At 68.3% G+C, this 24,092-nt stretch carries 28 protein-coding genes; 17 read left to right on the top strand and 11 right to left on the bottom strand.

The features are described 5' to 3' along the window. Positions 1-74: 74 nt before the first annotated feature. The 4 genes from IH09_RS07255 to IH09_RS07240 all read right to left on the bottom strand — a co-directional run bounded on the left by IH09_RS07255 (position 75) and on the right by IH09_RS07240 (position 3,710). Positions 75-815, bottom strand: a complete 741-nt coding sequence (locus IH09_RS07255; RefSeq protein WP_052855258.1) for a GNAT family N-acetyltransferase — start codon at positions 813-815, stop codon at positions 75-77. A gap of 453 nt (positions 816-1,268) precedes the next feature. Then, positions 1,269-1,700, bottom strand: a complete 432-nt coding sequence (locus IH09_RS07250; protein ID WP_052855257.1) for a hypothetical protein — start codon at positions 1,698-1,700, stop codon at positions 1,269-1,271. A gap of 373 nt (positions 1,701-2,073) precedes the next feature. Further along, positions 2,074-2,457, bottom strand: a complete 384-nt coding sequence (locus IH09_RS07245; protein WP_052855256.1) for a hypothetical protein — start codon at positions 2,455-2,457, stop codon at positions 2,074-2,076. Positions 2,458-2,561: 104 nt separating this feature from the next. Beyond that, positions 2,562-3,710, bottom strand: coding sequence for a serine hydrolase (locus IH09_RS07240; protein WP_110952126.1), 1,149 nt, complete (start codon positions 3,708-3,710; stop codon positions 2,562-2,564). Between the two features lie 473 nt (positions 3,711-4,183). On the opposite strand from IH09_RS07240, the gene IH09_RS36710 reads away from it, so the two are divergent. Next, positions 4,184-4,390, top strand: a complete 207-nt coding sequence (locus IH09_RS36710; protein WP_094790709.1) for a DUF5988 family protein — start codon at positions 4,184-4,186, stop codon at positions 4,388-4,390. A gap of 364 nt (positions 4,391-4,754) precedes the next feature. Here the strand turns inward: IH09_RS36710 and IH09_RS07235 are convergent, their stop codons facing one another. Then, positions 4,755-5,303 (bottom strand): HFCD family protein, encoded by a 549-nt coding sequence (locus IH09_RS07235; protein WP_052855254.1) that lies wholly within the window; start codon positions 5,301-5,303, stop codon positions 4,755-4,757. A 67-nt stretch (positions 5,304-5,370) separates the two neighbouring features. On the opposite strand from IH09_RS07235, the gene IH09_RS07230 reads away from it, so the two are divergent. After that, a complete protein-coding gene (locus tag IH09_RS07230) occupies positions 5,371-5,562 on the top strand; it encodes a hypothetical protein (protein ID WP_052855253.1) in 192 nt (63 codons plus the stop codon). A gap of 359 nt (positions 5,563-5,921) precedes the next feature. On the opposite strand, the gene IH09_RS36700 is transcribed toward IH09_RS07230, so the two are convergent. Together IH09_RS36700 and IH09_RS07225 are read right to left on the bottom strand one after the other, a co-directional pair. Beyond that, positions 5,922-6,131: a DUF397 domain-containing protein gene (locus IH09_RS36700; protein WP_110952125.1), complete on the bottom strand. Its 210-nt coding sequence runs from the start codon at positions 6,129-6,131 to the stop codon at positions 5,922-5,924. Continuing rightward, positions 6,118-7,005 carry a helix-turn-helix domain-containing protein gene (locus IH09_RS07225; protein ID WP_052855252.1) on the bottom strand — a complete coding sequence of 296 codons (888 nt, stop codon included), beginning with the start codon at positions 7,003-7,005 and terminating at the stop codon, positions 6,118-6,120. Before IH09_RS07225 ends, IH09_RS36700 begins: the two co-directional genes overlap by 14 nt. Positions 7,006-7,244: 239 nt before the next feature. Between IH09_RS07225 and IH09_RS38835 the strand changes: the two genes are divergently transcribed. The 4 genes from IH09_RS38835 to IH09_RS07205 all read left to right on the top strand — a co-directional run bounded on the left by IH09_RS38835 (position 7,245) and on the right by IH09_RS07205 (position 10,413). After that, entirely contained in the window at positions 7,245-7,385 is a 141-nt protein-coding gene (locus tag IH09_RS38835) for a hypothetical protein (protein WP_190233227.1), read from the top strand. Between the two features lie 130 nt (positions 7,386-7,515). Continuing rightward, the gene (locus IH09_RS07220; protein ID WP_052855251.1) at positions 7,516-7,785 is read left to right on the top strand and encodes a hypothetical protein; all 270 of its coding nucleotides are present in this window, start codon (positions 7,516-7,518) and stop codon (positions 7,783-7,785) included. Positions 7,786-8,374: 589 nt separating this feature from the next. After that, positions 8,375-9,277, top strand: coding sequence for a radical SAM protein (locus tag IH09_RS07210; RefSeq protein WP_052855249.1), 903 nt, complete (start codon positions 8,375-8,377; stop codon positions 9,275-9,277). Further along, positions 9,274-10,413, top strand: coding sequence for a methyltransferase domain-containing protein (locus IH09_RS07205; RefSeq protein WP_052855248.1), 1,140 nt, complete (start codon positions 9,274-9,276; stop codon positions 10,411-10,413). Before IH09_RS07210 ends, IH09_RS07205 begins: the two co-directional genes overlap by 4 nt. A 211-nt stretch (positions 10,414-10,624) precedes the next feature. Here the strand turns inward: IH09_RS07205 and IH09_RS07200 are convergent, their stop codons facing one another. The 3 genes from IH09_RS07200 to IH09_RS07190 all read right to left on the bottom strand — a co-directional run bounded on the left by IH09_RS07200 (position 10,625) and on the right by IH09_RS07190 (position 12,428). Then, entirely contained in the window at positions 10,625-11,221 is a 597-nt protein-coding gene (locus tag IH09_RS07200) for an HD domain-containing protein (protein ID WP_052855247.1), read from the bottom strand. Between the two features lie 86 nt (positions 11,222-11,307). Further along, positions 11,308-11,607: a hypothetical protein gene (locus tag IH09_RS07195; protein WP_190233226.1), complete on the bottom strand. Its 300-nt coding sequence runs from the start codon at positions 11,605-11,607 to the stop codon at positions 11,308-11,310. Positions 11,608-11,951: 344 nt separating this feature from the next. Further along, positions 11,952-12,428: a hypothetical protein gene (locus IH09_RS07190; protein WP_172450825.1), complete on the bottom strand. Its 477-nt coding sequence runs from the start codon at positions 12,426-12,428 to the stop codon at positions 11,952-11,954. Between the two features lie 379 nt (positions 12,429-12,807). Between IH09_RS07190 and IH09_RS07185 the strand changes: the two genes are divergently transcribed. The 11 genes from IH09_RS07185 (at position 12,808) to IH09_RS07135 (ending at position 22,736) form a co-directional block, all read left to right on the top strand. Then, positions 12,808-13,989, top strand: coding sequence for a helix-turn-helix domain-containing protein (locus IH09_RS07185; protein WP_052855245.1), 1,182 nt, complete (start codon positions 12,808-12,810; stop codon positions 13,987-13,989). Positions 13,990-14,099: 110 nt separating this feature from the next. Next, positions 14,100-14,483, top strand: a complete 384-nt coding sequence (locus IH09_RS38830) for a DUF6415 family natural product biosynthesis protein (protein ID WP_190233225.1) — start codon at positions 14,100-14,102, stop codon at positions 14,481-14,483. Between the two features lie 80 nt (positions 14,484-14,563). Beyond that, positions 14,564-15,130, top strand: a complete 567-nt coding sequence (locus IH09_RS07175) for a hypothetical protein (protein ID WP_052855243.1) — start codon at positions 14,564-14,566, stop codon at positions 15,128-15,130. A 268-nt stretch (positions 15,131-15,398) separates the two neighbouring features. Then, positions 15,399-15,683, top strand: coding sequence for a putative ATP-grasp-modified RiPP (tgmA, locus tag IH09_RS07170; RefSeq protein WP_052855242.1), 285 nt, complete (start codon positions 15,399-15,401; stop codon positions 15,681-15,683). 6 nt (positions 15,684-15,689) lie between these two features. Further along, complete coding sequence (locus tag IH09_RS07165) at positions 15,690-16,691, top strand: MvdC/MvdD family ATP grasp protein (protein ID WP_052855241.1); 1,002 nt, start codon at positions 15,690-15,692, stop codon at positions 16,689-16,691. Continuing rightward, the gene (locus tag IH09_RS07160) at positions 16,688-17,797 is read left to right on the top strand and encodes a methyltransferase domain-containing protein (protein ID WP_052855240.1); all 1,110 of its coding nucleotides are present in this window, start codon (positions 16,688-16,690) and stop codon (positions 17,795-17,797) included. The genes IH09_RS07165 and IH09_RS07160 overlap by 4 nt, the downstream gene beginning before the upstream one ends. An 869-nt stretch (positions 17,798-18,666) precedes the next feature. Further along, positions 18,667-19,896 carry a helix-turn-helix domain-containing protein gene (locus IH09_RS07155; RefSeq protein ID WP_052855239.1) on the top strand — a complete coding sequence of 410 codons (1,230 nt, stop codon included), beginning with the start codon at positions 18,667-18,669 and terminating at the stop codon, positions 19,894-19,896. A gap of 131 nt (positions 19,897-20,027) precedes the next feature. Next, entirely contained in the window at positions 20,028-20,393 is a 366-nt protein-coding gene (locus IH09_RS38825; protein ID WP_190233235.1) for a hypothetical protein, read from the top strand. After that, entirely contained in the window at positions 20,390-20,905 is a 516-nt protein-coding gene (locus tag IH09_RS38820) for a hypothetical protein (RefSeq protein WP_190233224.1), read from the top strand. Before IH09_RS38825 ends, IH09_RS38820 begins: the two co-directional genes overlap by 4 nt. A 127-nt stretch (positions 20,906-21,032) precedes the next feature. Next, a complete protein-coding gene (locus tag IH09_RS07140) occupies positions 21,033-21,572 on the top strand; it encodes a CYTH domain-containing protein (protein ID WP_052855236.1) in 540 nt (179 codons plus the stop codon). Between the two features lie 60 nt (positions 21,573-21,632). Beyond that, a complete protein-coding gene (locus IH09_RS07135) occupies positions 21,633-22,736 on the top strand; it encodes a radical SAM protein (protein WP_052855235.1) in 1,104 nt (367 codons plus the stop codon). A 389-nt stretch (positions 22,737-23,125) separates the two neighbouring features. On the opposite strand, the gene IH09_RS07130 is transcribed toward IH09_RS07135, so the two are convergent. Then, on the bottom strand, positions 23,126-24,001 hold the full coding sequence (locus IH09_RS07130; protein ID WP_052855234.1) for a S1 family peptidase: 876 nt from the start codon (positions 23,999-24,001) through the stop codon (positions 23,126-23,128). Positions 24,002-24,092: the final 91 nt, after the last annotated feature.

The raw sequence follows: 24,092 nt of genomic DNA, 5'->3' as shown, positions 1-24,092 counted from the left end.
AGGTCTCTCGGATGATGCCGCCGCGGCCACCGTGCCCGGAGGGCAGGTGGCCGCGGTCGGCCCAACCGCCCGGCTCAGTCCTCGGAGTCCTCGGAGTCCTCGGGCTCGACGAACACGGCATCCCACTTCGCGAACAACGTCAGTCCGGCCGACTTGGCCAGTGCCGTGGAAGCATGGTTGTCGAGCTGGCACCGGTACTGGGACTCATAACCCTGCCCGGCGGCATGGCGGCAGATGGCGCGGACGACGCGGCGGGCGTGTCCCTTCCCCCGGGCGGGCGGCAGGGTCAGCACGCCGAGGTCCGCGACGGTCGAGTCGTTCCACGGGTACATGCTCGCGGCGCAGACGAGGCGCCCGTCCTCGAAGGCTCCGTACACCAGCCAGTGGTCCAGTTCCACGTACGCGCTGTCCCGGTCCTGTTCCGACGCCGAAGCTTCGAAGGCGGCGAAGACCTCCGCGTCCCGCGCGGTCAGCTGCCGGATGCCGTCACCCGTCGCCTCCCGCAGCAGCGCGTCTCTTTCCTCGCCCAGGAAGGTGAAGAGGTAGTCGGCCCCGTGCAGCGCGATCCCCGCTTGTCCGAGATGCCGGCGGAACGACTCCTCGTTCAGGTCCTCCCCCGGCTTGAGACCGGCCGCGGCGGCCATCTCGGGCGTCAGGGCGACGGAGACCTTCCCGTCGAGCGTCTCCAGCACCATGACGGGGGTGTCCTCGTCCAGGTCGGGGTTCACGGTGAGGACGAACGCGTCGTCACTGTGGAGGATCTCTCCTTGAGCGTAGGGAGAGAGCCAGAGGTCGGTGAACACGGGGGAGAACAAGGCGGCGCCTTCCGCTCGGTACGGCCAAAGGGGGTGGTGACGCTCGGGTTCGAGGTCGCGCCGGCGCGGTCAGCAACACAACCGGGAAGACCTATCACCTCTACTACGACCGTACGTGAATCATGAGTTTTGCGCCCTCGAATTACCGGGCGCCCGGTGCCGGTGCGGACGCCTGGTCCGGTGGGTCCGGTGGGTCCGGTGGGTCCGGTGGGTCCGACTGATCGCGGGCCGGGCGGGAACGTGGTGCGGGACGATCCCGCCCGGTAGCGGCCGACGCCGGGCCGCATCCGGTACGGCGGGCCTCGCCGCCCAGGAGTCCAGGGGCGGCGAGGCCCGCGGTCCGCGCCACAGGGCTCCGGGGCGCCTTGCCGGGGCGGGCCGGCCGGTCGGCAATCGCTGGTCGATGGTGACGGGGCCCGGAGTGACGCCCTTGTCACCGGCCGGTCTTGGCCGTCAGCAGCTCGGTACGGGATCGGTTTCGCTGTAGATGTGCTTGTCGGGGACCATTCCCCACGCGTGCGTATCGTCCGCCTCGGTCATCAGCCACCGGTGCGGGTGGACGGAACTCCCGTTGTCGGGGCCGTTGTCGATCCGGCAGGCGAACCAGCTGTGGCTCGTCTTCAGCGTTCCCACGATGGTCGAACCGTCGCCCTCATCGGCGTGTACCGGGGTCGGTGCGACGTTGTCGCACCAGTACACCTCGAAGGTCTTGCCGTAAGGGCTCGTCCTGGTGAACCCGGCGTCCGAGCAGGCCGGCGCGGCGTTGGCCCCCTCCGCGGCGGCGGGGCGGGCCGTTGCGTGGGCCGCCGCGGGCGGGAGCAGGGCCAGGGCGGCGGCGGCCAGGGCGGTGGCCGCGAGCGGTGCGAGCTTTCGGTGAAGGTGCATGCTGTTTCCTTTCTGTTCCGGGGTCCGATCTGTTCCGGGGGCCGAGGTCCGCTGCCGTCGTGCGGCAGCGTCACGGGGCGGTCATGGGTGCGGCCGTGATCTTCACGAGGCGGAGCGGGACGGGACGGAACGCGGGTGCGCGTCCCGCTCCCGGTGCGTAATCGTCACCCCGCCCCGTTCGATTTCGATCACGTCACGCAAGGGTCAAGTGCCGTGGTGCGTACGGGCGTTGCCGGGAGCCGAAGCCGACGGCGCCCGGCAACGCCGCGGCGGTCCGCAATGGCGCCGCCGCTCAGGTCGGCGGGCCGGCAACCGGGACGGTCCGCCGCCGTCGATGTCACCGGCGGCAGCCAGCCCGTGAGCGCGCGCACGGTCAGGAGATTCCGCAAGCGGGCAGCGAGTCGGTCTCGCTGATGATGTCGCTGTCCTTCATCACGCCCGCGGCACCGTTGTCGGCCGTCGTTATCACCCACCGATTCGGGTGCGGACCGCCGCCCCCGGTCGGATCGCCCTCCGAACGGCAGCCGAACCACGACGGGTTCGTATACATGTAGCCGACGATGCGGCTTCCATGGATGTCGGAGAAGACCGGCGCACCACTTCTGTTGTTGCACCAGAACCGGTCCCCGTTCCACCAGCACGGGCTCGCCTGAATCTGCGCCTCCCGGGGCCCGCCGGCCGCGGCCGGTCCGGCTGCGCCGAGCGCCATCAGGGCTGTTGCGCCGAGCACGGCAACGGTGACTGGAATCTTTCGCATGGTTCGACTCCTCTTCCTTTTAGGGCCGTCAGCAGTTCTCGACGAGGTCGGTCTCGCCGATGATGTGTTTGCCCGGTACCACTCCCGTCACTCCGACCGACGGCTCAGCAGGTGGGCACGCCCGGGAGTTTGTTGTCCGGGCTCTTCATATAGATGTTGGTGATGTAGCCGCCGTACAGGGGCAGGTAGGCCCACCAGTCGTTGGTGTACGGGCCCTCGGTCACCGTCTCGCCCTGTTTCTGGCAGGCGACCTGCGCCTCCACTCCCGCCGGAAGTGCGGTGAGCACCGTCGAGGTGGTGGTCGTGTCCGACCGGACGCGGACGCCGGATCCCCAGGTGCTGAACCAGGCGCCGGCCGGACGGGTGGCGCCGGGTACGTTCAGGGACCGCACCAGCCGGTCCAGGTTGGTGTACGCGGCGCCGAAGGTGGTGCTCTGCGGCTGGAGGGTGAAGACGGCGACGATCGCCCGGTCGCCGGCCCCGACCGTGCCGGTGGTGTGCAGCGCCTTCTGCGTGAGGTCCACACCGGTGGGACTCACGGACTTCACCGGCGCGGTGGTGGTGTTGGCGGTCGTATTGGTGGTGTTGGTGCAGTCGCCGGAGTTGCCGAAGCCGGACCAGCCCTGTTTGACGGCCCAGGGCTGCTGGAACGACGCAGGGATGCCGAAGCGCTGGTCGAAGCCGTCCTTGCCGCAGCGGGTGGAGGCCCGGAGGTCGCCCATGACCAGGTCGCGGACGGCTGCCGGGGCCCTGTCCAGGAGGTAGCGGTAGATCCGTACGGTGTCGGCCGCCGACAGCGCGGTGTAGCCCCAGTATCCCGGGTAGCCGGCCGGTGGTCCGGCGGTGTCGGTCAGGTGCAGCCGCGAGACCATCCGGTCGACGAGCGCACCGCCCCCGTTCTGCGACCAGTAGAAGGAGGCCGCGTCGTCGTCACTGCTGCGCAGCATCGAGTCGAGCCGGGCGCGGTCGGCCGCCGGCAGACTGCCGGGGTCGCGGTCCCACAGATGGTCCAGCGCGATCAGGAGCTTGACGACCGAGGCCGAACGGAACTGCATATCCGCATTGAGCTGCTCGGTGAACGTACCGGTCTGCCGATCGAAGACCGCCACCCCCGCGGTCACACCGGCCGGTACCTCCACCGCCGCGACCCCTGGCACAGCGGCGCGCGCGAAGCCGGCCGAGCCGAAAAGGACCGCCACAAGAACGGCCCACCCCATAACGAGGGCTAACCCATGGCGAAATGACGCATACATCCGAAATCCCCCTGTCCCGTGCCGTGCACGGCGCTTGTCACCGGGTCAGACACGGCCGTGGTCTTGGGCTTGGGCTTGGACTAGGTCTTGTCCTTGGTCTTGGACTAGGGCCTGGTCTTGGGCTTGCTGCTCTGACGGCCGGGTGCCCACCTCTCCCCCTGGTACGTCTCCTCCCCCTGAATACTTCTCCTCCGGCTCGTCGGACCACAACCGTTTCGAGGATGTTCGAACGCCACGCATTCGCCTGCATATCCGGACGACCGGATGCCGGGGCGCGGCTTGCCCGGAGGTGTGGTGACGGTGCGTCGGTGGATTGCCTGCGGGCAGGGAGAGGCGGCCGCGTTCGTCAGGCGGGGCTGACCTGGCCGCGAAGGACGAACCGTATGCGGGTCGCGCCCGCCGGCCCGTCGAACCGGCGGGCTCTTCGGCGCGTCATGTGAAGAGCGGGATCACCGCCCGGGGACACTTTCGCCATGACGAAGGAGACGAGAGCAGTTCTTGAAGGCGGCCCCGAAGATCTTCCTGACCGGATCGTTTCCGTCACCGCACCAGGGCTCGACGTGAAGATCCCGTTCCGTGGTGGGTACGAGCATTTCCGGGCCACGAAACGCCACCAGGAGACCCCCGAGGGCCAATTGCCCGTCTACGAATGGTGGGAGCGCACGGAACTCCCGGGGTAGACGCCGCTCGGACCTTGCGGGGCGGCGGGGCAGGTGTCGTTCCGCCGACGGCAGCACGCGCGGGGCGGGGCGCTTTCGTCGTTCCCCCGCGTACGCGGGGAGGAGAGGTTGCGGCGCTCCTGGGCGCCGTCCTCGATGGGGTCACCCCCACGTACGCGGGGAGGAGGGCGTCATCGACTGGCGGCCACGCCCGGACTTGGGGTCACCCCCACGTACGCGGGGAGGAGAGTACGTGACCAGGGGCTTTACCGCCGCCCACCACGGGTTACAACAACATTCGCTGCTTTAGCTTGTGGCGCCATCTCACCAGAACGCACGCCCCGGGACTGCCGGAATTCTAGGGCCGCACCGATAGCCAAACAGGTCACAGGGTGGGTGTGGCCTGCTGGTCGACAGCATCAAGTAGGAGTTCCCACGGGTACGCCGACGGGAGGCCCTGGCCCGGAGGGTTGGGCACGAACCCTCCGGGGCCATACAAAACGCGCACGCCGACGCTTCGTAGCGTCGTGACGCTGAGGTCAAGCTGGGGATGCACGGCGTAAGCGGCGTTTACGCATGGCATGGTCACCATCGGGATGCCCTTGCCGATCCCCTCGGCGACGACCCCGACGACGAAAGTCGAGGTGATTCCCAGGGCCCAGGCATTGAGACTGTTGAACGTCGCCGGGGCGAACGCGATGACGTCGGCGCGCGGCCAGACGTCCGCGGTGCCGGGCTTTTTGTACTGGGAGCGAACCGGATACCCCGTCTGCCGTTCCAGACCGGTGATATGTGGGGCGAGCCAGTCGGCGGCGGTCGGAGTGAGGCCAAGGCACACGGTGTACCCACGGTCCTGCGCCGTCGAAATGACGTCGGAGACATCATGGACGGGCGGGGCAGCAGCACCGAACAGGTAGAGCACGCGTGAGGTCATGGCCCCATCCGACCATACAAAATCACGCCCGATCGGATCGGATTTGAGGGCGACCAAGCCACAGGACATGTCGGCCGTGGTGAATCAGATGGAGTGCGGTGCCCGCCCGGTATCCGACGACTTTGTGTCGGCGGTCGCCCATGTCCTGAATATCGACGTCACGACCCTGACGGGACAGAACTCCATGCCTGATCACCGCTTGGATGGCCTCGTGGCGCCGATCCTCGTTGCCTGCGACCACGCCTGGGGCACCGAGTGACCGAGCCTGACCCGTCCGCCGTTGCCCTCGAACTGGGACGCCTCCGACGCGCTCCGCCGAGGTCGGATTCGCGAAGACCGACGGCAACCTCACCCTGCTCGTACAGCGCAGCGACCAGACCGACGCACGCCTCGACGGCCTCGAACAGGCCCGCTGGCCCCTCCCGAGCCTCGCCACCCTCGTCGTCGCACTTTGGCAGGCCGCTGCCGCACACTGAACAGCGCCCTGGCCCCCGATATCGAGGGCCAGGGCGCTTTCTGCAAACTCACCGGCATAGCTGAAGAGAGCGCCCCGGTACGTCGGAAGAAGTCCGATACGGAGGCCGTCCTGGTCTAGGTACCGATGCTTGCAGACAGTGCTTACAGCTCGCCGAACTCACCGTTGACCACACCTGCGATGAACGCCCGCCATCCTTCGGCAGTGTTGGTCAGAACCGGCCCCATCCCATGCTGCTTTGTGTCTCGCATGGCGACTGCGTCACCGAGGTTGGCCACCTCGACACAGCTGCCGTTTCCGTTGCTGTAGCTCGACTTGAACCACTCTGCGCTTTGAAGATCAACCCTGTTCATGGCTCCCTGCCACCTCAGAGATCAGACGCCGTGACGCCTGATCATCGAGTGCTGTTTCCCAAATTCCTTGAAAGGCCGCGTCGTACTGCTCGACTTCCCTCGGCTTGTCCAAGTACAAGCCCCCCGTATATCCGTCCGCGTAGACCGTCGGCGGCTCAGTGTCGACCCCGTCGCCGTTCACCGGGAACCGCAGAATCTCAAACGGTCCGGTGACGACCCCCGCGTGCGTACCGGCAGCGAAGGGCACGACGCGAATCGTCACGTTCGGCAACTCGGACACGTAAACGAGGTGCGCGAGCTGCTCGATCATCACCTCTCGCCCTCCTATGGGGCGTCGCAGCACCGCTTCGCTCAGCGCGACGCGCAACGTTGGCGGATCAGTGACTCTGGTCAGTAGCGTCTGACGCTCGATACGTAGGTGCACACGTCCTTCGAGGTCCTCGTCACTGATCCCCTGGATGTGGGTACGGGTGATCACGCGCGCATAGTTCTCGGTCTGGAGCAGTCCCGGCACGACGTCACTCTCGTACCACGAGAGGTTCGCCGCCGCTTCCTCAAGTCCGACATACACGTCGAACCCTTCCGGGATCACGTCGCCGTAGGCGTGCCACCAGCCACGCGCTTTGGTCTCCTTGGCCAGGCCCATGAGTGCCTCGGTGAGGTCTGTAGGCGCGCCGTAGACCAGACACATCGCCTGAACATCGAGGCTGCGCAACGGGGTCTGCCCCGTTTCGATGCGCCACATCTTCGCCTCGGACCACTCCAGTTTCTTCGCCGCAGCACGAACCGTCAGCCGCGCGCGGTTGCGCAAGTCCCTTAAGTTACGTCCGAGTTGGCGGCGCGGCACTGTCGATCCGGTCGGCCCTTCCACCATGCTCCACCCCTTCTACAGCTCAGTATGACGGACTTCCGTCACTCGCGATGAAAGCAATCGGGCACCCGTCATGCAATACAAGTCACCAGTTCGATGACTTCCTAACGGAACACCGCAATGAAGTCTTGCATGGCAAGGACTCGGTGGGCACTCTGAATCTCGGGTCACCGCACGTAGCAACTCAGCTACACACAAGTGGCCTTGGCTATACGTCGGTTCGGCTACAGAGGGGCGTACGTATGTCGACTCAGCAGGACCCGCCCAAGCAGACCACTCCAAGCGAGCAGCCAAACTCAGACGATCTTGCCTGCAAGCAAGAGGCGTTGAATGCGGAGATCGACAAGCACCTCGCGATACTGCGCGGCGATTCCCCCAAGTGACTTCACCCGCGGCCCTGCCCGGTCCCGGCCGTACTGCATGGCCACCCCCGCCCCTGCCCCGGTCGCTCGTCGAGGTATCCCCCTGCCCGACTGCCTGCGACCGGGACGCGGCTCCTCCGGAGAAACACACATGACGCACACGATCACCCGCGCGATCACCGTCCTCGGCAGCGAGGTCCGCATCAACGACATCATCGAGGTCGGCGGCAACCTGCACCGCATCGTCGATGTGCGCGCGATCCACGGGACCCGCAGGCGGCTCCAGTTCGCCGACGGCAACGCGTACATCCTTGGCTGCTCCATGAGGATCGGCATCACGCGCGCTTTCGCCGCCGAGCACGGCGGACTGAACGCGCCGCGGCTCCGCCCCCGGCTCCACACAGGGGGCCGCGCATGCTGAGCCTCACCCCACCGGCCACCATGCGTACCCCCACGCAACCCACCCACGCCTACCGGTGCGAGACGACCGCCACCACCCTCTTCAGCACCCGCGAAATCCTCCTCGCCGCCTACCGGGCCACCACAGCGCGCCTCGCCGCTCGATGGCTCCGGGCCGAGGCAGACCGTCTCGCCGGCCTACTCGATCCAGACCCCACCACCCCAGCGCTGCGGAATGCGCCCCTCTTCCGGACAACGTCCGCCGTCCCACGGCCCGCCGGCGGCCTCCGCGCCTGGGCCCGCGACGCCGACGCATACGCGCGAACACAGTGCGCCCTCGCCGCCGGCGACGCCTTCCTCCTCACCGTCACCGACTACGACGCCCGGTACGCCATCACCGCGTCCCCCCTGCCGACAAGCCACCCCACCCAGAGGAATCCGGCCCCCGCCGGGTGTCATTCCCCTCCCCCGGCGGGGGCCGGGCGCCACCGACGCACCATCCGATGACTGCCGCCCCGTGCCGATCACGGTTCCCCCGGGCGCGGGGCGGTGCACCAACCCGTGCGACCGCAGGGACAGGGTCGCGCCCGCTGAACACAGGAGAGGTACACATGACCGTCGTCGCCCCCGAGACCGGCAAACAGATCAGCGCCCCGGCCGGTATCCGCTCCATCGAGCTGGAGATCACCGGAACCTGCCAGCTCACCTGCAACCACTGCTGCACCAACTCGGGCCCAAAGGCGGGCCCTGGCGACATGACCCGCAAGGACTGGCAGCAGGTCATCGTCGACGTGGCAGCCCTCGCCATCCCCGCCGTGCAAATGATCGGCGGCGAGCCGACCCTGTCGCCCCACCTTCCGCACTACATCGCGCACGCCCTCGGCCTTGGCCTGCGCGTCGAGGTCTACAGCAACCTGACGCACATCCGCCCCGCCGTCTGGGCCGCCCTCTCCCGCCCCGGCGTCACCCTGGCCACCTCCTACTACTCCGACCAGGCCGAGGACCACGAGAAGGTCACCAAGAACAAGGGCAGCCACGCCCGCACCCGCGCAAACATCATCGCCGCCCTCGACCGCGGCATCCCCCTCCGCGTCGGCATCGTCGAGGTACACGAAGGGCAGCGCGTCAAGGAAGCCGAAGCCGAACTGCGCGCCCTCGGCGTCCGCGTGATCAGCATCGACAGGGCCCGGCCCATCGGACGCGCCGCGGACCCCGCCGCCGGTGGGCCCACCACCGCCGACCTGTGCGGCCACTGCTTCCGCCACCGCGTATCCGTCGATCCGGACGGGAACGTGTCGGGCTGCATCCTGTCGCGCTTCCTGATCGCCGGTAACGTCCGGCAGCAACGGCTCACCGACATTCTGAACAGTGACCGATGGGACGAGATGACCGCCGGCATTCCCATGCCGCGCGCCGCATGCACGCCGGACGACTCCAGCGACTGTGACCCCGCCTCGACGCCGGCCTGCCTCCCCTCCTACCCCGTCTCCACCACCCTGGAGGCCACCGCGTGAACTGGCAGCACCACGCCGAAGCACTCGCCCACGCGGTCGCACACCGCTCGTCACGGTGGCACCCCCTCATCGCCGAGACGCCCCGGCACCTCTTCATCCCCCGGTGGTGGGAACGCGACGGCGACGCCTACACCCTGCGCGCCCCGCGGAACGACGACGAGTGGCTGCCGGCCGCCTACGCCGACAAGTCCCTCGTGACCCGCGTCGGCCCCCTGCACGCCGACCACGCCGAAGCCGACGACCGCCCGCGGGGCCGGCCGACATCCTCGGCCACCCTGCCGAGCCTCGTCGTCAGCATGCACCGGCACGCCTACCTCGACCCCGCCGGCACCTTGCTGTACATCGGCACGGGGTCGGGGTACGGAACCGCCCTCGCCGCCCGCTATCTGGCCCACCCGAAGCAGGTGACCAGTCTGGACGTTGACCCCTACCTGGTGGAGGCCGCACGGGACCGCCTCGGCGGGATCGGCCTGCACCCCCGAGTCGAGACCGTCGACGCGACCGGCCCCCTGCCCGTCGAACCGGGGTCCGTTGACCGCATCGTGTCCATGGTCTCCGTCCGCACCATCCCGCCGAGTTGGCTCGACGCCCTGTGCCACGGTGGCCGACTGGTGACAACCCTCGCCGGCACGTCCCTGCTCGTCACCGCGGAGAAGGACACGGACGGCGGCGCGACGGGCCGTGTGCAGTGGGACCGGGCCGGGTTCATGGCCGTCCGGCAGAGCGAGGACTACCCGCCCGGCCTCGACGCCCTGCTCGCCGCGGCAGCGCACCAGGACGGCGAGGACGTCACCACGGGGCCGTTCCCGGTCGTGGACGTCGAGCAGGCATGGGACCTCGATTCCATGCTCGGCGTCACCGCTCCCGGCATCGTCCACCGCTACGACGAAGACGGGGACCAGCGCACTGCGATCATGGTCCACGCCGACGGCTCATGGGCCCGCGCCACCGCGGTCGGCAATGACCGGCCCACCGTGCACCAGGGTGGCCCACGACGCCTGTGGGACGTACTCGACGAGGTACGCACGTACTGGCTCACCCACGGCGAACTACCCGTACGAGGCGCCCGCGTCTTCATCACGCCCGACGGCCGCACCGTCCTCGCCCGCGGAAAATGGCACGCGGAACTGATCTGACCGACACGCAGCGGCGCCCCCGCGGGGATCTCCCGCGAGGGCGCCGCATGCTCCTCGGCCCGGCCTCGCCCCTCACGGCACTTTCGGTGGGGTGGCTGAGACGTATTCTCGGCGAACGGCTCGTGCGCGCTCAACAATCCGCCCCGACTTGTACCGCAGTCCGATCTCCACCGCCTGCGCGGGTCGCGGGGAACGGGCCGGTACTTCCGGGTCACCCCCGCATACGCGGGGAGGAGAGGTACGTCTGCTGCCACTCCAGCGACGACATGTTCAGCGCCGCCTGCGCGAGCGTCTGTGCTGACGCCGTCTTGAGGCTGTTCATGCTGGTGTCGATCCAGTTCTGTACGTTCGTGTATCCCTGCTCGCGGTACTCGACCGCTTGCACCAGGCATTCGAGTTTGTCGGCATCGTGGGCGACAACGACCTCCAAGCTGGTGCCGTTCTCGTACTCGTCGACGACGCGCTGAACTCCGGAGGCAACAGCAGGGTGGGCGGCAGAAACCTGATCGGCGGTGACCTTCTCGTTCGACGCCGCGTCGAGGTAGCGCCGCCCAACGTGCGGAATGTCGCTGACGCGGGTTTCCTGCGTGTCGTGGAACAGGCACATCAGCGCAACCTTTGCCGGGTCTGCGCCCTCCATCATGGCCAGCACCGCGCCTACGACACCCACCCGGAAAGAGTGCTCCGCAATGCTTTCCGGGTCCTTGACCCCGGCGATCCACCAGCCGGAGCGCTTGGCCCGCTTGAGCATCCCCATCTCCAGCAGGTATCCCGCCGTGCCCCGCGCGTTGATCGTCTCGTCCGCCATGGTGCCTCCGGCTTCAGTGCTGGTGATCGCGTAGAACGTAGTGCACGGCGCCCAGTTCGCGCCGGGACCGTGGGGAGATCAGGCCGTCATCGACGGATACGGGCGGCCCGGTCGGCGAGCGTCTGCGCAATTGTGGGTGCCGCCTGCGGCAGCCACGGGTGCGCTGTCAGGAGCGCCCACAGGGAATATGTGTACAGGTCGACGTAGCCGGGCGATTGGTGGAATCCCCGGGCCAGGCCCCGCAGGAGCGTCACCGGATCCCAGCCGGTCAGCGCGCGGTCGGTCATGAAGCCGTCATCTGCCTGTGGCTCTTGAAGGGCGCCCAGCCAGTAGGCCCAGTAGTTGAGGTTCGCGGCCTCCGCGCCCTGGTCAGCCTCGCCCCTCATCGTCACGCTCTGGCAGGCCACTGCCGCCCGCTGAACACCCAAGCCTCCGCTCCCGCTATGAGCCGTTGGGCGGGGGCTTCTGCCGTATCCCCCGTGGTCGCGGGGAACGGGCCAGAACTTTCGGGTCACCCCCGCATACGCGGGGAGGAGCCAAGGAGAGGGTCAAGGACAACACGTGGGTCGGGGCCACCCCCGCATACGCGGGGAGGAGGACGCGATCACGTAGCCCTTGGCGTCGGTGTGGGGGCCACCCCCGCATACGCGGGGAGGAGACTACGTGACCAGGCACTTTACCGCCGCCAGACGCGGCCTTCGGCAAGCTCCACCGGTTCAACGCACGATGCCTATGACCGTGTGGCACCCTCCGGCCACACCACACGCACAGGAACACCCATCCGACGCGCGTACCCCACAACGTCGGCTGTACCTCCGTACCCACGCGCCGGTTCACCGTCCCAGACCGCGACGAGCGAGTCGATAAGGCCGACAAGGATTTCGCTACCCGCCATATGCGCCTGCGAGGTCGACTCACAGATTCCCGTGTGATGTGTCTCGGCTGCCCGTTCGAGCAGCGTGTCATATGCAGCATGATGGGACGTGGGCAAACCGTCACGATACTGCTCGGCCGGTACCACTACCTCGATCCTGCCGCCACGGGCGAGGACGGCCTCGGCGAACCAGGCATCGGGACCATCGGCAATGCAGGACACCCCGCACAACTCCGCCATGTCGCACTTCTGCAACTCGGCTTCGAGGGCATCGCGGATCAGCCGTTCGACAGCGGCAGAAAGCCCACGGTGTCCGGTGATTCCCAGTCGCACAACCCGCTCCATCTCTGTGGCTACAAAACACGCCGTGCAGATGATCGACGGCTCCCTTGCGCTGTTGTACTGCGCAGAGACCAGGCCGACGCACGCCTCGCCGACCATGAACAGCGCCTTGACGGACTCGAACGGGCCCATTGGCCCCTTCCGAGCCTCGCCGCCCCTGTTAGCCTCGCCGCCCTCGTCGTCACACGCTGGCAGGCCGCTGCCGCCCACTGACCAACGCGCCCCCGCCTGCGGCTATATGCCGCGGACGGGGACGGTTTCGTCATGTGCATCAAGACGGCCCCCGCCGGAAACAGCGGGGGCCGATCGCCATACTCCCGAGCCCAGCCGAGGGGTACCGTTCTGGTGTCGAGTCAGAACGGAGCCCAGTATGCCCGTACATCCTGCCGAGCACACGGGCGCGCGTGTCGCGCGTCTTCGCGTACTACGCCACCTGACGCAACAGGGTCTAGCGGAAAAGGCCCATGTTTCCTGTTCCTTGATCAGCAAAGTTGAGCAGGGGGCAGCCCCAGCAACGCCCGCGTTCATTGGAGCAGTGGCGCGCGCCCTGTCCGTGCCCACCACCGATCTCACTGGGCAGCCGTATGTAGACGAACTACAAGCCGACCAGATCGATTCGCTCATTCAACCCATCCGCGAGGCTCTGGATGTGTACGACCTGGGCGCCGACCCGGACATCCGTCCGCGGCAACTGGCGGACATCGCGGCTGACGCCGAGGGCTTGTGCGCGGCAATCCGGAAGACCAACCTGAAGCGTGCCGCGGCAGCACTCCCGGCGCTCATTCACGAGGCAACGACAGCAGCGCACCTGGCTCCGTCCGACGACATGTGGCGCACGCTCGCCAGCCTGTACCGCACGAGCTATGACGTAGCCACGAAGCTCGGCTACGTCGATCTGGCAACCACGTCCCTGGACCGCGTCGAGTGGGCTGCCGAACGCGCCTCGGACGCCGTTTTGGGATCGTTGCGCCAGTACCTGCGCGGGCTGGCGTACCTGCGTGCCGCCCAATACAAGACCGGCAACCGGCTGCTGAAGGTGGGGTTGACCGAGGTCAAGCAGGCCGAGCCCGGCCTGGCTCGCGACGTGGTGACCGGTCAACTGCACCTGGGTGCGGCCATCCTCGCCGCACGGGACAGCCGAGCAAACGACGTGGAAGGTCACCTCTCAGAAGCTCAGAGGATCGCTGACCGTACCGGCGCGGTTGAACGGGTCCTGTGGTGTTCCTTCGGCCCCGCCAACGTCCAGCTTCACCGGGTAGCGGCATTCACAGAAATGGACCAGTACGGGGAAGCGGTGGCAGCTGCCCGCGACGTGCGGCTCGACACGTTGCCGCCCTCCCGCGTCGGACATCACTATGCCGACCTGGCTCGCGCTCAAATGTGGTCGGGCAAGGCGGAAGCTGCTTACACCACGCTGAAGAAGGCTCGCCAGGCGGCGCCGCAGCAGACCCGGTATTCGCCTGTGGTGCGTCAGACCATGGAGGATCTGACCTCGCACTACCGCAGCGTTCCCGATTCCTTCTCGAACTTCGCCCACTGGCTCGGCATGTGACGACCAGTCACGTTCAGGCCCCGACTATCAAAAGCCCTTGATAGTCGGGGCTTTCGCATGTTGCGACTCTGGCGGGGCGAGCTACACCGCCCCCACCGAGGAGCCGCCTCATGCCAACCCCAGCCAGGTCCGAACCGAGAGAGCAACAGGCCACAGAAGCGATCCCCCTTGATCTGACCACTATCGACACCACTACGCCCAAGGTGCTGAGCAGGGCCGACGGAAGGCTCGATCTCAGCGAACTGGCTGAACTGGAAACGATTTTGGCCGGACACATTGCGCTACTACTTCCATATGTCGCAGCTGAATCCGACCACCTCCGTCCCCGAAGTGGCGAGTGGTACCGGCAGAAGGCCCATCTGCGCGGCATCGAACGTCAGGTGCAACAGGGTCTCGGGGATGGAGTACTGTCCGCGCACGTTCAGGTGCGACAGCTCGCCCGCGATTGTCAATGGCTGCTGGAGCGGCACCAGGAGATCAGCCGTGACGCGTGACCGGCGCCGTGCCCTCACCTACCTGACGTGGCTGGCCGTATTGACCTTCGTCCTGGCCATCGGCATCGCGGGGGCGGGCCGTGCCTGAGCTGATCACCTGGTCGCCGCCGCCCGGCGACGACGTCACGGCGGTCGCTGTCGGCCGGCCGTGGGCGGCGGTGTCGGCCCCCGCGCGGCTGTCCGCCGAAGCCACGCGACTCGGCCTCAACCACGCCGCGCATATCCTCGACTTGGACAGCGACCGCTGCATCTGGCTCACGGACCCTGTCGATGTCGCCGCCACTGCGTGGGACTGGGCGCGCATCAGCCGATACATCACCGTGCACCCGGCCGGGGAGATGCTGCCCCTGCCGCACGCCGACCGCAGACGAGGGCCCGGCCCACGGTGGGTGTGCCCGGCACCGTGGTACGGCGACTTCGTCAGCCGCGCCATCGTCCTGGGCAGCGAACTGGGAGTCATCACGCTGGAGTTCGGCCCGCCGGCCTGTCGCTGCGCTGTGTGCCCGGCCCCGGTCTGGCCCGAGGAAGGTGTCACGGTCGCCATCCCCACCCGCCCCGGCGGAGAGGGCCGACACCTCGGCTGCACGCATCGGGCATGCGCCGAGCGCTATCTTCTTGGGCCTCCTGACGCCGACGGTTACCGGTGACCTGTGGTCACCGACGCGACCCGCTGTGACGACTTGACGGCTTTCGCTGACGCCCTTGACCGACTCGAACAGCACTTGTCCGGCGCAGCCGCCCCCAAGAGCTCTTACCGTTCCGCCGGTGTCATCTCCCCACGCTCCTTCCCGGCGGAGAGGTAGGGCAGGAACGCCCGTCCGGACGGTCCTGGGGAGTTTCGGCCGGACGGGTGCACCACCGCATGTCGGTGCGGGGAAGGCCCCTGCACCGAAGCAACCAGTTCGAGGAGAACCTGTGTCCGTACTCACTGACCGACTCCCGACTCGGAGCCGCGCGATCAACCCCGAACCGGCCGGCCCGCTCGCGACCCGGCCGTTCGGTCTCGACGCACTGGCCAACGTGGCACCCGTGGCCATCCCGTCTCAGACGTTCACCGTCGACCCCGCCTCGCAGCTCTCCGTCATCGACGGCGAGGTCTGCCTCGACACACCGGCGCACATGAAGAACACCATCTGCAACACGGAGTCCGACGGCCGGGACTCCATCGGCGGCGTGGACGAGGACCAGAACGACGACTGACGCCCCATGACCACACCGTTCGGTGAGAGCACGCGCGGCCAGGCGCCGCGCGTGCTCGTCGTCACCTTCGCCTTGGACCCGACCGCCGACTACGTACTGCGCGAGCTCAACGCACGCCGCATACCCTTCTGGCGCACCGACCTCGCCGACTTCCCCACCCGCTCCACGCTGTCCGCCGAGCTCGGGGCCGACGGCCGATGGAGGGGCACCATGCACGACACCGCGCGGGGGGTGAACCTCTCGGAACTCCGCGCCGTCTGGTGGCGGAAGCCCACACCGTTCGCCTTCCCCGACACCATGAGCGGGCCCGAGCAAGCATTCGCTGCCTCGCAGGCCAAACGCGCAGTCTCGGGCGTGCTCGGCTCCCTCCCCGGCGTCCTGTGGGTCAACCGCCCCGAGCGCAACGCCGACTGCACCAAGCCAAGGCAGCTCGCCGCCGCGGCCGAGGCCGGCCTGCACGTCCCCGAGACACTGATCACGAGCAATCCCGCCGACGTGCCTCCCTTCGCCGAACGCTGCGGCGGGCGCATCATCACCAAGGTTCTCGGCGGCATCGTCCACACCGAGGCCAATACCCGCGGACAGCTCTACACCCGCCGCGTCCCGCCGGAGCAGTGGAACGACCCCCGTATCGGACTGACCGCCCACCTGTTCCAACGCGAGATCACCGATAAGGCGTACGAGGTCCGGGTAGCCGTCGTCAACGGGCGGACGTTCCCTGTCGCCATCCACGCCCCGGACGGTGCTGCCCGCCTCGACTGGCGCACCGACTCCAGCAGCCTCCGCTACAGCGCCGCTCTGCTCCCCCGCGAAGTCCAACAGGGAATCGAGGCGATGATGTGGCGCCTCGACCTCGTATTCGCCGCCCTCGACTTCATCGTCGACAGCCGCGGCACGCACTATCTCGTCGACGTCAATCCCGGCGGCCAGTGGGCATGGATCGACCAGACCCGTGACGCCATCACGCACGCCCTCGCCAACCTCTTGGAGAAAGGCAGCACTACGTGACCACCGAGACCGATCTCGACCAGGAAGCGGCGCAGCGACGCGCCACGCTCGTACAGATCCTCGTCGACGCCGGCGACCTGACCGACCCCGCATGGCGCGACGCCTTCGAGAACGTCGCCCGTCACACGTGCGTGCCCTACTTCTACGACCACACCGGCCGGAAGATCAGCGGAGACGATCCCGAGACGCGCGAGCAGTGGCTCAGCGCCGTGCACGAGAACCGGCCTCTCGTCACGCACCGCACCGACGGGACCGCCACGTCGAGCAGTTCGCAGCCCTCGATGATGGCGGCCATGCTGGAAGCGTTGCAGGTCGACGACGGAATGCGCGTCCTCGAAGTGGGCGCCGGCACCGGCTATAACGCCGCCCTGCTCGCGCACCGGCTCGGCGACGAGAACATCGTGACCATCGACGTCTCGGCCGAGATCACCCAGCCCGCCCGTGAGCGGCTCGCCGCCACCGGTCACAACCCGCTCGTCGTCACCGGTGACGGAAGCTTTGGATGGCCCGGCAAGGCCCCGTACGACCGCATCATCGCCACATGCCAACTCCCGGCCGTACCCCTCGCACTGGTACGGCAACTCACCGAGGACGGGCTCATCCTCGCTCCCCTCGGCAATGCACTCGCCCGTATCCGCCGCACCGGCGAACGCACCGCGGAAGGCGCCTTCCTCCCCGGTGGCGCGTTCTTCATGCCACTGCGCCGCGGTCTCAGCGACGGGCAACCGGCAATGCGACCCGCTCTTCCGACCGGCGACGGCCGCCCCACGCACGTGCCCGCCGCCGCCATCGCGAACAACGACTTCAGGTTTCTTCTGAGCATCGCCGTGCCACACCTCACGTGGCAGTACGACCTCGACGACAACAGGAAGCCCACCGGCGCGCGCGTCTGGACTCCCGACGGCTCCATCGCAAGCCTTCGGGCCGATGGCACCGTGGCCGAGGCCGGCCCTCGCGCCCTATGGACAGAGCTCGAACGCGAATACGACACATTCCTCGGCGCCCACGAACCCTGTCCCGATCGCTACGGGGTCACGATCAGCGAGGACACGCAGCGCGTCTGGCTCGACGCTCCCGACGGACAGGGCTGGAGCCTCACTCCCTGAACCGGTCAGAACGGCAACGGCCCCGGTACTCCGCTGGGTGCCGGGGCCGCGTCCGATCTCTCCCGGCGGGGCGCCGTGTGCGACGTGGCACGGTGGCCCCATAGCGGCCCCGACGCTACAGAGCTGAAGCGTCGGGGCCGCCGCAGTCCCGCAGGCCGCGAGAAGACCGGTACGGACGGCCCGCGCCCCGACGACGACCTGCGTGCCCTCGACCACGACCAGGGCGCCGAGTGACCGAGCCTGACCCGTCCGCCGTTGCCCTCGAACTGAAACGCTTCGACGCTCCGTCAAGGTCGGATTCGCCAAGACCGACGGAGACCTCGCCCCGCTCGTACAGCGCAGCGACCAGACCGACGCACGCCTCGACGGCCTCGAACGGGTCCGCTGGCCCCTCCCGAGCCTCGCTGCCCTGGTCAGCCTCGCCGCACTCGCCGTCACACTTTGGCAGGCCACCGCAGCACACTGAACATCACGCCCCCGCCCCGGCTCCATGCCGGGGCGGGGGCGCTTTCGTCGTTCCCCCGCGCACGCGGGGAGGAGAGCCGGCCGGACTCGGTGCCGCCCACCGGCTCGGGATCACCCCCGCGTGTGCGGGGAGGAGGCGGTCCCGCTGCGGGTGTCCCCGCTGACGGCGGGGTCACCCCCGCGTGCGCGGGGAGGAGCCTACGTGACCAGGGACTTTACCGCCGCCGACCACGGGTTTCAGCAACTTCGCTGACTCAGGCATTCCGGCCTTGATCCGGCGGCGGAGGCGCTTTCGTCGTGGTGATAGCCGGTTGCCCTCCACAGGCGCCGCTCGTTCTGGGTACCGTCTGGAGTATGAGCCCGACGGATAGAGCACAGATGCCTCGCCACGAGGGGGCCCGCTGATGTTGGAAGAAGCCGAAGAGATCGGCCGCCGTGTCCGGCGTGCGCGGCTCCGCCTCGGGATGCCGCAGGCGGACCTTGCTACCGCTCTGGGCAAGACTCAGGGGTGGGTGTCCAAGATGGAACGCGGACACATCGAACTCGACCGCGTCGGACTGCTCAACCTGATCGCTTCCGAGCTCCACGTGCACCCCAACGACTTGATCGGCAGGCCGTACAACAGCTCACCGAGCGAGAATCAGTGGCAGATTGCCGCGTCATCCATCGTGCGCGAGCTGCGCCGCTACGACCTCGCCCCGGTGTTCGACGGCACTCCCCGGCCCGCCCGTCAACTCTGGCAGGAAACCACGCGGCTGCACCGTCTGCGCGACGCCGCGGCCAACGTAGCAATCGTGCACATCCTGCCTGACCTCTTTCGGGAAGCCCGAGCACTCGCCGAGGCATCCACCGGCCACGACCGGGAAGAGGCGTACGCCATCTATGCCGTGTGCTGCAAGTTCGCGCACACAGCCGCGCACGCCCTCGGGCACCCCGAGCTGGTCGCCATGTCATGCGAACGTGCCGCATGGTCGGCCCGCCTGTCCGGCGACCCTGTCATGCCGGCCGTGGCCGACTGGATGCGGGTCTGGGACATGTGGGCAACCGCGGATTGGGCCGACGCCGTCGATCTCTCCGACAAGGCCCTTCGCGGCGTGCAGCAGGATTACGAACGGGGAGAACCACTAGCAGTCCGCGCATGGGGCTCCCTGCAACTACGCGCGGCAGTGTCGGCCGCGCGAGGCGGGCGCAGCACCGAGGCCGAGGACCGCATCGATCACGCAAGGATGGCCGCCGCTCGGCTCGACGAGTTCGCCGGCCCGCCGGTGCATGACCGACACTCGCTCACATTCTCCGCGGGCAACGTCCAGATCCACGCCATCAGCGTTGCCCTTGAAATGCACGAGCAATCCAAAGCCTTGTCCATAAGCCGCCGCACCTCCCCGGACCTCGTCGGATCCCTCCCCAACTCACGCCAAGGTCATCACCACATGGACCTTGCCCGCGCGTGGCTCTGGGACGGCAATCGCGACAACGCGCTTAAGGAGTTGGAAACCGCCGAGGGCATCGCACCCCAACTGATCCGCAACCACCCCATCGCACGGTCAACCCTGCGAAGCATCGTCTACGCAGAACGGGCTAGCACACGCGAGAAGTTGCGCCGTATGTCAGACCGCTTTCACCTCGACGGATAAGGGCCGTATTCCTCGGGCTCATATTGAGCTGTTGCCTTGCTCCTAGCTTCGGAGCATGGCCGAACAGACCGCGAAGCAACATCCCAAGCAGCGCGACGCGTTCACCGTCAGCGCCCCATTCCATCCCCGCCTTGGCGACCTCGCCCTCGACCTCACCAAGGGGGGGAAGGGTTGGAGTCGTCGTCGCCCTCCCCGACAGCAACACGGCGTCGTACCACCTGCGCCCGCCGGGCGGGGGCGAGGACTGGACGGCTCCGAAGGACGGCACGACGCTACGCCCCGCGTCCGTTCCCGTCACCCATGTGCAGCCGCTCAAACGGGATTTCATCTACGACCACCGAGCACAGCAGGCCGCCCTGCCCGTACAGATTCACCACGAGGACGGCGGCACATCCGAGTCGCTGCTCGTCCTGACGCCGGGCCAAGTCGAGCTGTACCACATCCAGCTTGAACAGCTCATCAAGAGCAGGGAGCAGGCCAAGGAGCGTCAGCGGTGAGTGCGGCCGTTGTGACCTTCCCGCCGTCTCCCTCAGTCCACGCCCCCACTCGGCACCGCGTTGCCTACCGCTGCGAGGCGACCGCCCGCAATCTGAGCGGCCGCCGTGAGGTGTTACTCGCCACCTATCGCGCCGCTACACCGCGCCTCGCCGCACGGTGGCTGCGCGCGGAGGCACAACGCCTCGCACATCTGCTCGCCCCCGAGCCCGCGCCCTACCTCCGCGGGGCTCCCCTCGTTCCCACCGCGGCCGGCACCCCCCGACCTGACCACTACCTGCTCGTATGGGCCGGTGACGACCACCAGTACGACCACGCGCTGCGCACCCTGTGCGCGGGTAACGCCTACGTACTCGCCGTTACCGACTACGACGCCCGGTACTCCGTCCGCGTCTACCCCCTGCCTGTCCAACGGGCTCCGCAGACCCCCGCCCCCGCCGGGTGTTTCCCCTGTGTCCCGGTGGGGGCGGGCCGCCAGCCGCCGAGACGGCGAGGGCGGCACGCCGTCCGATGATCCGTCATGGGAGGGTGCATCACCCGTCCGGCCCCTTGGAGATCAATCCGGGCTGAACCACGGGCGCCGCCTCCCCACGCGCCGGGCGGTCGTTCACATGACAGCAAAACTCACCGATCGGAGACTCATGGCAGGCATTGAATACGAGGCGAAAGCCCTGGACATCGACCCCGTGAAGACCGCGCGGCTCATCACCGACGCCGGCGGCACCCAGCAGGGCGAGCCCCGCCTCATGCGCCGGTACGTGTACGACACCGTGCCGGCCCTTCCCGGGCGGTGGGTACGACTGCGCGACACCGGCGCCGGCATCACCCTGTGCGTCAAGCAGATTTCAACGGACGCGATCGACGGCACCCACGAGACCGAGGTCACCGTCGACTCATTCGAGGAAGCAAACGCACTCCTCGGCCTGGTCGGCCTGACGCCGCGCAGCTACCAGGAGAACCGACGCACCTCCTACACGCTCGGCAGCGTGCGCCTGGAACTCGACGAGTGGCCCCGTATCCCGCCGTATCTGGAGATCGAGGCAGACAGCGAGGCGCAGGTCTGGGACGCGGCCGCCGCGCTCGGGATCGACCGCGAGCGTCTGACGTCCATCAACACCACGAAGGTCTACGGGCTGTACGGCATCGATCTGGACTCCATTTCCGACCTGCGGTTCGAGTAAGCCGGCGTCCGTTACTCCCGGCCGGGGCCCATGCCCCGGCCGGGACGGAGAGGGGGCACCATGCACGATCTCAGGAACTTACCTGTCGAGGTCAGGCCGGACCGCACCCTACGCGTCAAGATCATCGACGCGTGCGGGCTCGCCTGCTCGTTCTGCCACAACGAGGGCACCCCCGTTGCCACCGACAACGCGGGGCGCTCTGCCGGAGAGTTCACCGGCACTCCCGGCCGGTCCGGTCGCGTCTCGATCTACCTCAAGACCAACGGGACCAACTTCCTGCCGGCCCGCATACCCGCCAACACGGATTTCGCCCTGGCACTCGCCGCGGTCCGCGGCAGCCTGCCCACCAACGAAGTCCACTTCACCGGCGGAGAACCCACGCTCCACCCCGAGCTACCCGGCCTGATCCGCATCGCGCGACGCCTCGGCCTGACCGTCGGACTCACCTCGAACGGCGAGAACGGCGCGGCCGTCATCCCCGACGCCGCCACGGCCGGCCTCGACCGCATCAACCTGTCGGTGTTCGGGACCACGCCCGAAGAACTCGCCGCGGTCCAGGGCCCACGCCTCGCCTCCCCCAAGCTCGCAGCACGCAAGCTCGCCGCCCTCGATGCCACGATCGAGACGGCGACCGCCCACGGGGTCAAAGTGTCCGCGAACATCGTCATCCCCGACCACAACCACGTTGAACGCGTACTCCGCATCATCGAGCAGCACGGCCGGACCGTCGTGGTGCGGATGCTCGTATCGCTGGAGGACGGCGGCGCGTCGCTCGCCGCCATGCAGGAAGTCGTAAACCACCTCGGCGCAACACCGGTCCGGCGCATCATCACAGCCGGAGCATCGGATCAGCGGGTGCACTACCGCCTGCCGGACGGACGGACGCTGTACGCGAAGAGCATCCGCCCCGTGCGCCTGCCGGAGACGTGCACCGACTGCCGGTTCAACAACCCCGACGACTGCCAAGAGGGGTACTACGGGATCCGCATGTACCGCGCCACCGACGGCCCGTTCATGGTCGGCGTGTGCATCCAACGCATGGACCTGTGCGTCACGCTCGGCGAATTCGTCATGAGCCAGCGATGCCGGGAAGTGACCGCCTTCCGGGACGACGAAGCAGCTCGGCTCGCGAAGCTGTACGCGGTAAGAACCACGGCAGGATGACCGCCGCTCGCATCCGTGACCTGAACCTGCACCGCCGATACTTCGGCCTCGCCACCGCGGGCGAGAAGTTGACCTGCGAGGAACAGCTCGCCTACATCCGCACCATCTGCTGACCCGAAGAGGACACTCGGCGCCCTCGCGATCGAGCTGCTTGCTCCCTGGCTGCCGCGCCGCTCGTGCTCCCCCGTGGGAGCGGCGCGGCTCTCTCGACACAGAGCGACCCCGGCTTCGGCGGGGGCGCCATGTGCGACGCGGCGCAATGGCCCCATAGCGGCCCCGACGCACCAGAGTTGAGGCGTCGGGGCCACCGTAGGCCGCGAGAGAGCCGATACGGACGACCCGCCCCCTACCGACCCCCGCCTATTACCCAAACCCCATCCAGAACCAGATCACCCGGAAGCTTCCGCGAGCGCATGGTGGGCCGTTCCGGGCCGGTTCGGCGGGGTCGGGGGTTGGGCCGGGGGCTCGGACGGGATGACGTGCGAGAGGCCGTGGGAGGCGAGTGGCTCGCGGAACGGCTTCCAGATGGCCGGGTCTGCCAGGTTCGTGAAGAGTCCCGTGCAGGTGTTGGTCGAGCCGGTCACCAGGCCGTACACCACAGCCTTGGCGGCCTTGTCCGAAGTGGACGGGGTGTTCGGGTCGAACAGTGGCCCTCCGCTGTCGCCGGGCGCGGCGTACTTGTCCGCGGTGCCCGCGCAGATGAACTCCTTGTCCCAGGTGCCGCCTTCGGTGTCGAACGCGTTGACCGGAAGCGTCGCTTCCTGCAGCCGCGAGGGCTTCTTCTCATCGTTGAGGTCGGTGCGCCCCCAGCCGTCGAGGCGCAGCGGACGTCCCGGCTGCAACGCCGTCCGCAACGGGGGCAGGGCCGCGCTCGGCTGGTCGACGGGGCTGTCGAGGACGAGGAGGCCCAGGTCCGTGTTGGTCAGGGTCGAGAAGTCGGGGTGGCTGTAGACGGAGAAGTGGTCACTGGTCACCACCGTCCCGCCGGAGGTGGTCGAGTCGGCCCGCCCGATGACGAGCCGGGCCTTGACCTTGCCCTGCTGGATGAACCTGGAGCAGTGCGCCGCCGTGGCGACGACCCGGCTGTCGATGAGCGCCGCGCCGCAGTAGTGCGACCATTTCCCGTCGTCACCCTGCTCTTGGATCTGCACGACGAAGGGCCGCTCGCCGTCCGCGACCGGTGCTCCGCCCACTACCGCCGAGGCGGTGGGCGCGGTGGTGAACACGATGCCGAACGCACCGGCGCTCGCAAGGGCGGCGACCATCCGTCGGCTTGTTGACTCGCGCAAGAGCGCACTCGCTTTCGTCCGCCGCCGGGCGCGGCCCGGCGGGCTGGTGCGGGGGACGGCACCCCGC

It is taken from the genome of Streptomyces celluloflavus, assembly GCA_000720995.1.
In the GTDB taxonomy this organism is placed as follows: Bacteria; Actinomycetota; Actinomycetes; order Streptomycetales; family Streptomycetaceae; genus Streptomyces; species Streptomyces celluloflavus.
Note: the sequence above shows the minus strand (reverse complement) of the source record. Positions and strands in the feature narration are given on the sequence as shown.

Bases quoted from the DNA above. Each gene is read 5' to 3' on its own strand.
- IH09_RS07245 (WP_052855256.1), bottom strand. From the start codon at position 2,457: ATGCGAAAGATTCCAGTCACCGTTGCCGTGCTCGGCGCAACAGCCCTG.
- IH09_RS07220 (WP_052855251.1), top strand. From the start codon at position 7,516: ATGACGCACACGATCACCCGCGCGATCACCGTCCTCGGCAGCGAGGTC.
- IH09_RS07130 (WP_052855234.1), bottom strand. From the start codon at position 24,001: ATGGTCGCCGCCCTTGCGAGCGCCGGTGCGTTCGGCATCGTGTTCACC.
- IH09_RS38830 (WP_190233225.1), top strand. From the start codon at position 14,100: ATGCCAACCCCAGCCAGGTCCGAACCGAGAGAGCAACAGGCCACAGAA.
- IH09_RS07140 (WP_052855236.1), top strand. From the start codon at position 21,033: ATGGCAGGCATTGAATACGAGGCGAAAGCCCTGGACATCGACCCCGTG.
- IH09_RS07185 (WP_052855245.1), top strand. From the start codon at position 12,808: ATGCCCGTACATCCTGCCGAGCACACGGGCGCGCGTGTCGCGCGTCTT.
- IH09_RS07200 (WP_052855247.1), bottom strand. From the start codon at position 11,221: ATGGCGGACGAGACGATCAACGCGCGGGGCACGGCGGGATACCTGCTG.
- IH09_RS36710 (WP_094790709.1), top strand. From the start codon at position 4,184: ATGACGAAGGAGACGAGAGCAGTTCTTGAAGGCGGCCCCGAAGATCTT.
- IH09_RS36700 (WP_110952125.1), bottom strand. From the start codon at position 6,131: ATGAACAGGGTTGATCTTCAAAGCGCAGAGTGGTTCAAGTCGAGCTAC.
- IH09_RS07195 (WP_190233226.1), bottom strand. From the start codon at position 11,607: ATGAGGGGCGAGGCTGACCAGGGCGCGGAGGCCGCGAACCTCAACTAC.
- IH09_RS07210 (WP_052855249.1), top strand. From the start codon at position 8,375: ATGACCGTCGTCGCCCCCGAGACCGGCAAACAGATCAGCGCCCCGGCC.
- IH09_RS07155 (WP_052855239.1), top strand. From the start codon at position 18,667: ATGTTGGAAGAAGCCGAAGAGATCGGCCGCCGTGTCCGGCGTGCGCGG.
- IH09_RS07235 (WP_052855254.1), bottom strand. From the start codon at position 5,303: ATGACCTCACGCGTGCTCTACCTGTTCGGTGCTGCTGCCCCGCCCGTC.
- IH09_RS38835 (WP_190233227.1), top strand. From the start codon at position 7,245: ATGTCGACTCAGCAGGACCCGCCCAAGCAGACCACTCCAAGCGAGCAG.
- IH09_RS07165 (WP_052855241.1), top strand. From the start codon at position 15,690: ATGACCACACCGTTCGGTGAGAGCACGCGCGGCCAGGCGCCGCGCGTG.
- IH09_RS07240 (WP_110952126.1), bottom strand. From the start codon at position 3,710: ATGTATGCGTCATTTCGCCATGGGTTAGCCCTCGTTATGGGGTGGGCC.
- IH09_RS07135 (WP_052855235.1), top strand. From the start codon at position 21,633: ATGCACGATCTCAGGAACTTACCTGTCGAGGTCAGGCCGGACCGCACC.
- IH09_RS07250 (WP_052855257.1), bottom strand. From the start codon at position 1,700: ATGCACCTTCACCGAAAGCTCGCACCGCTCGCGGCCACCGCCCTGGCC.
- IH09_RS07225 (WP_052855252.1), bottom strand. From the start codon at position 7,005: ATGGTGGAAGGGCCGACCGGATCGACAGTGCCGCGCCGCCAACTCGGA.
- IH09_RS07230 (WP_052855253.1), top strand. From the start codon at position 5,371: ATGTCGGCCGTGGTGAATCAGATGGAGTGCGGTGCCCGCCCGGTATCC.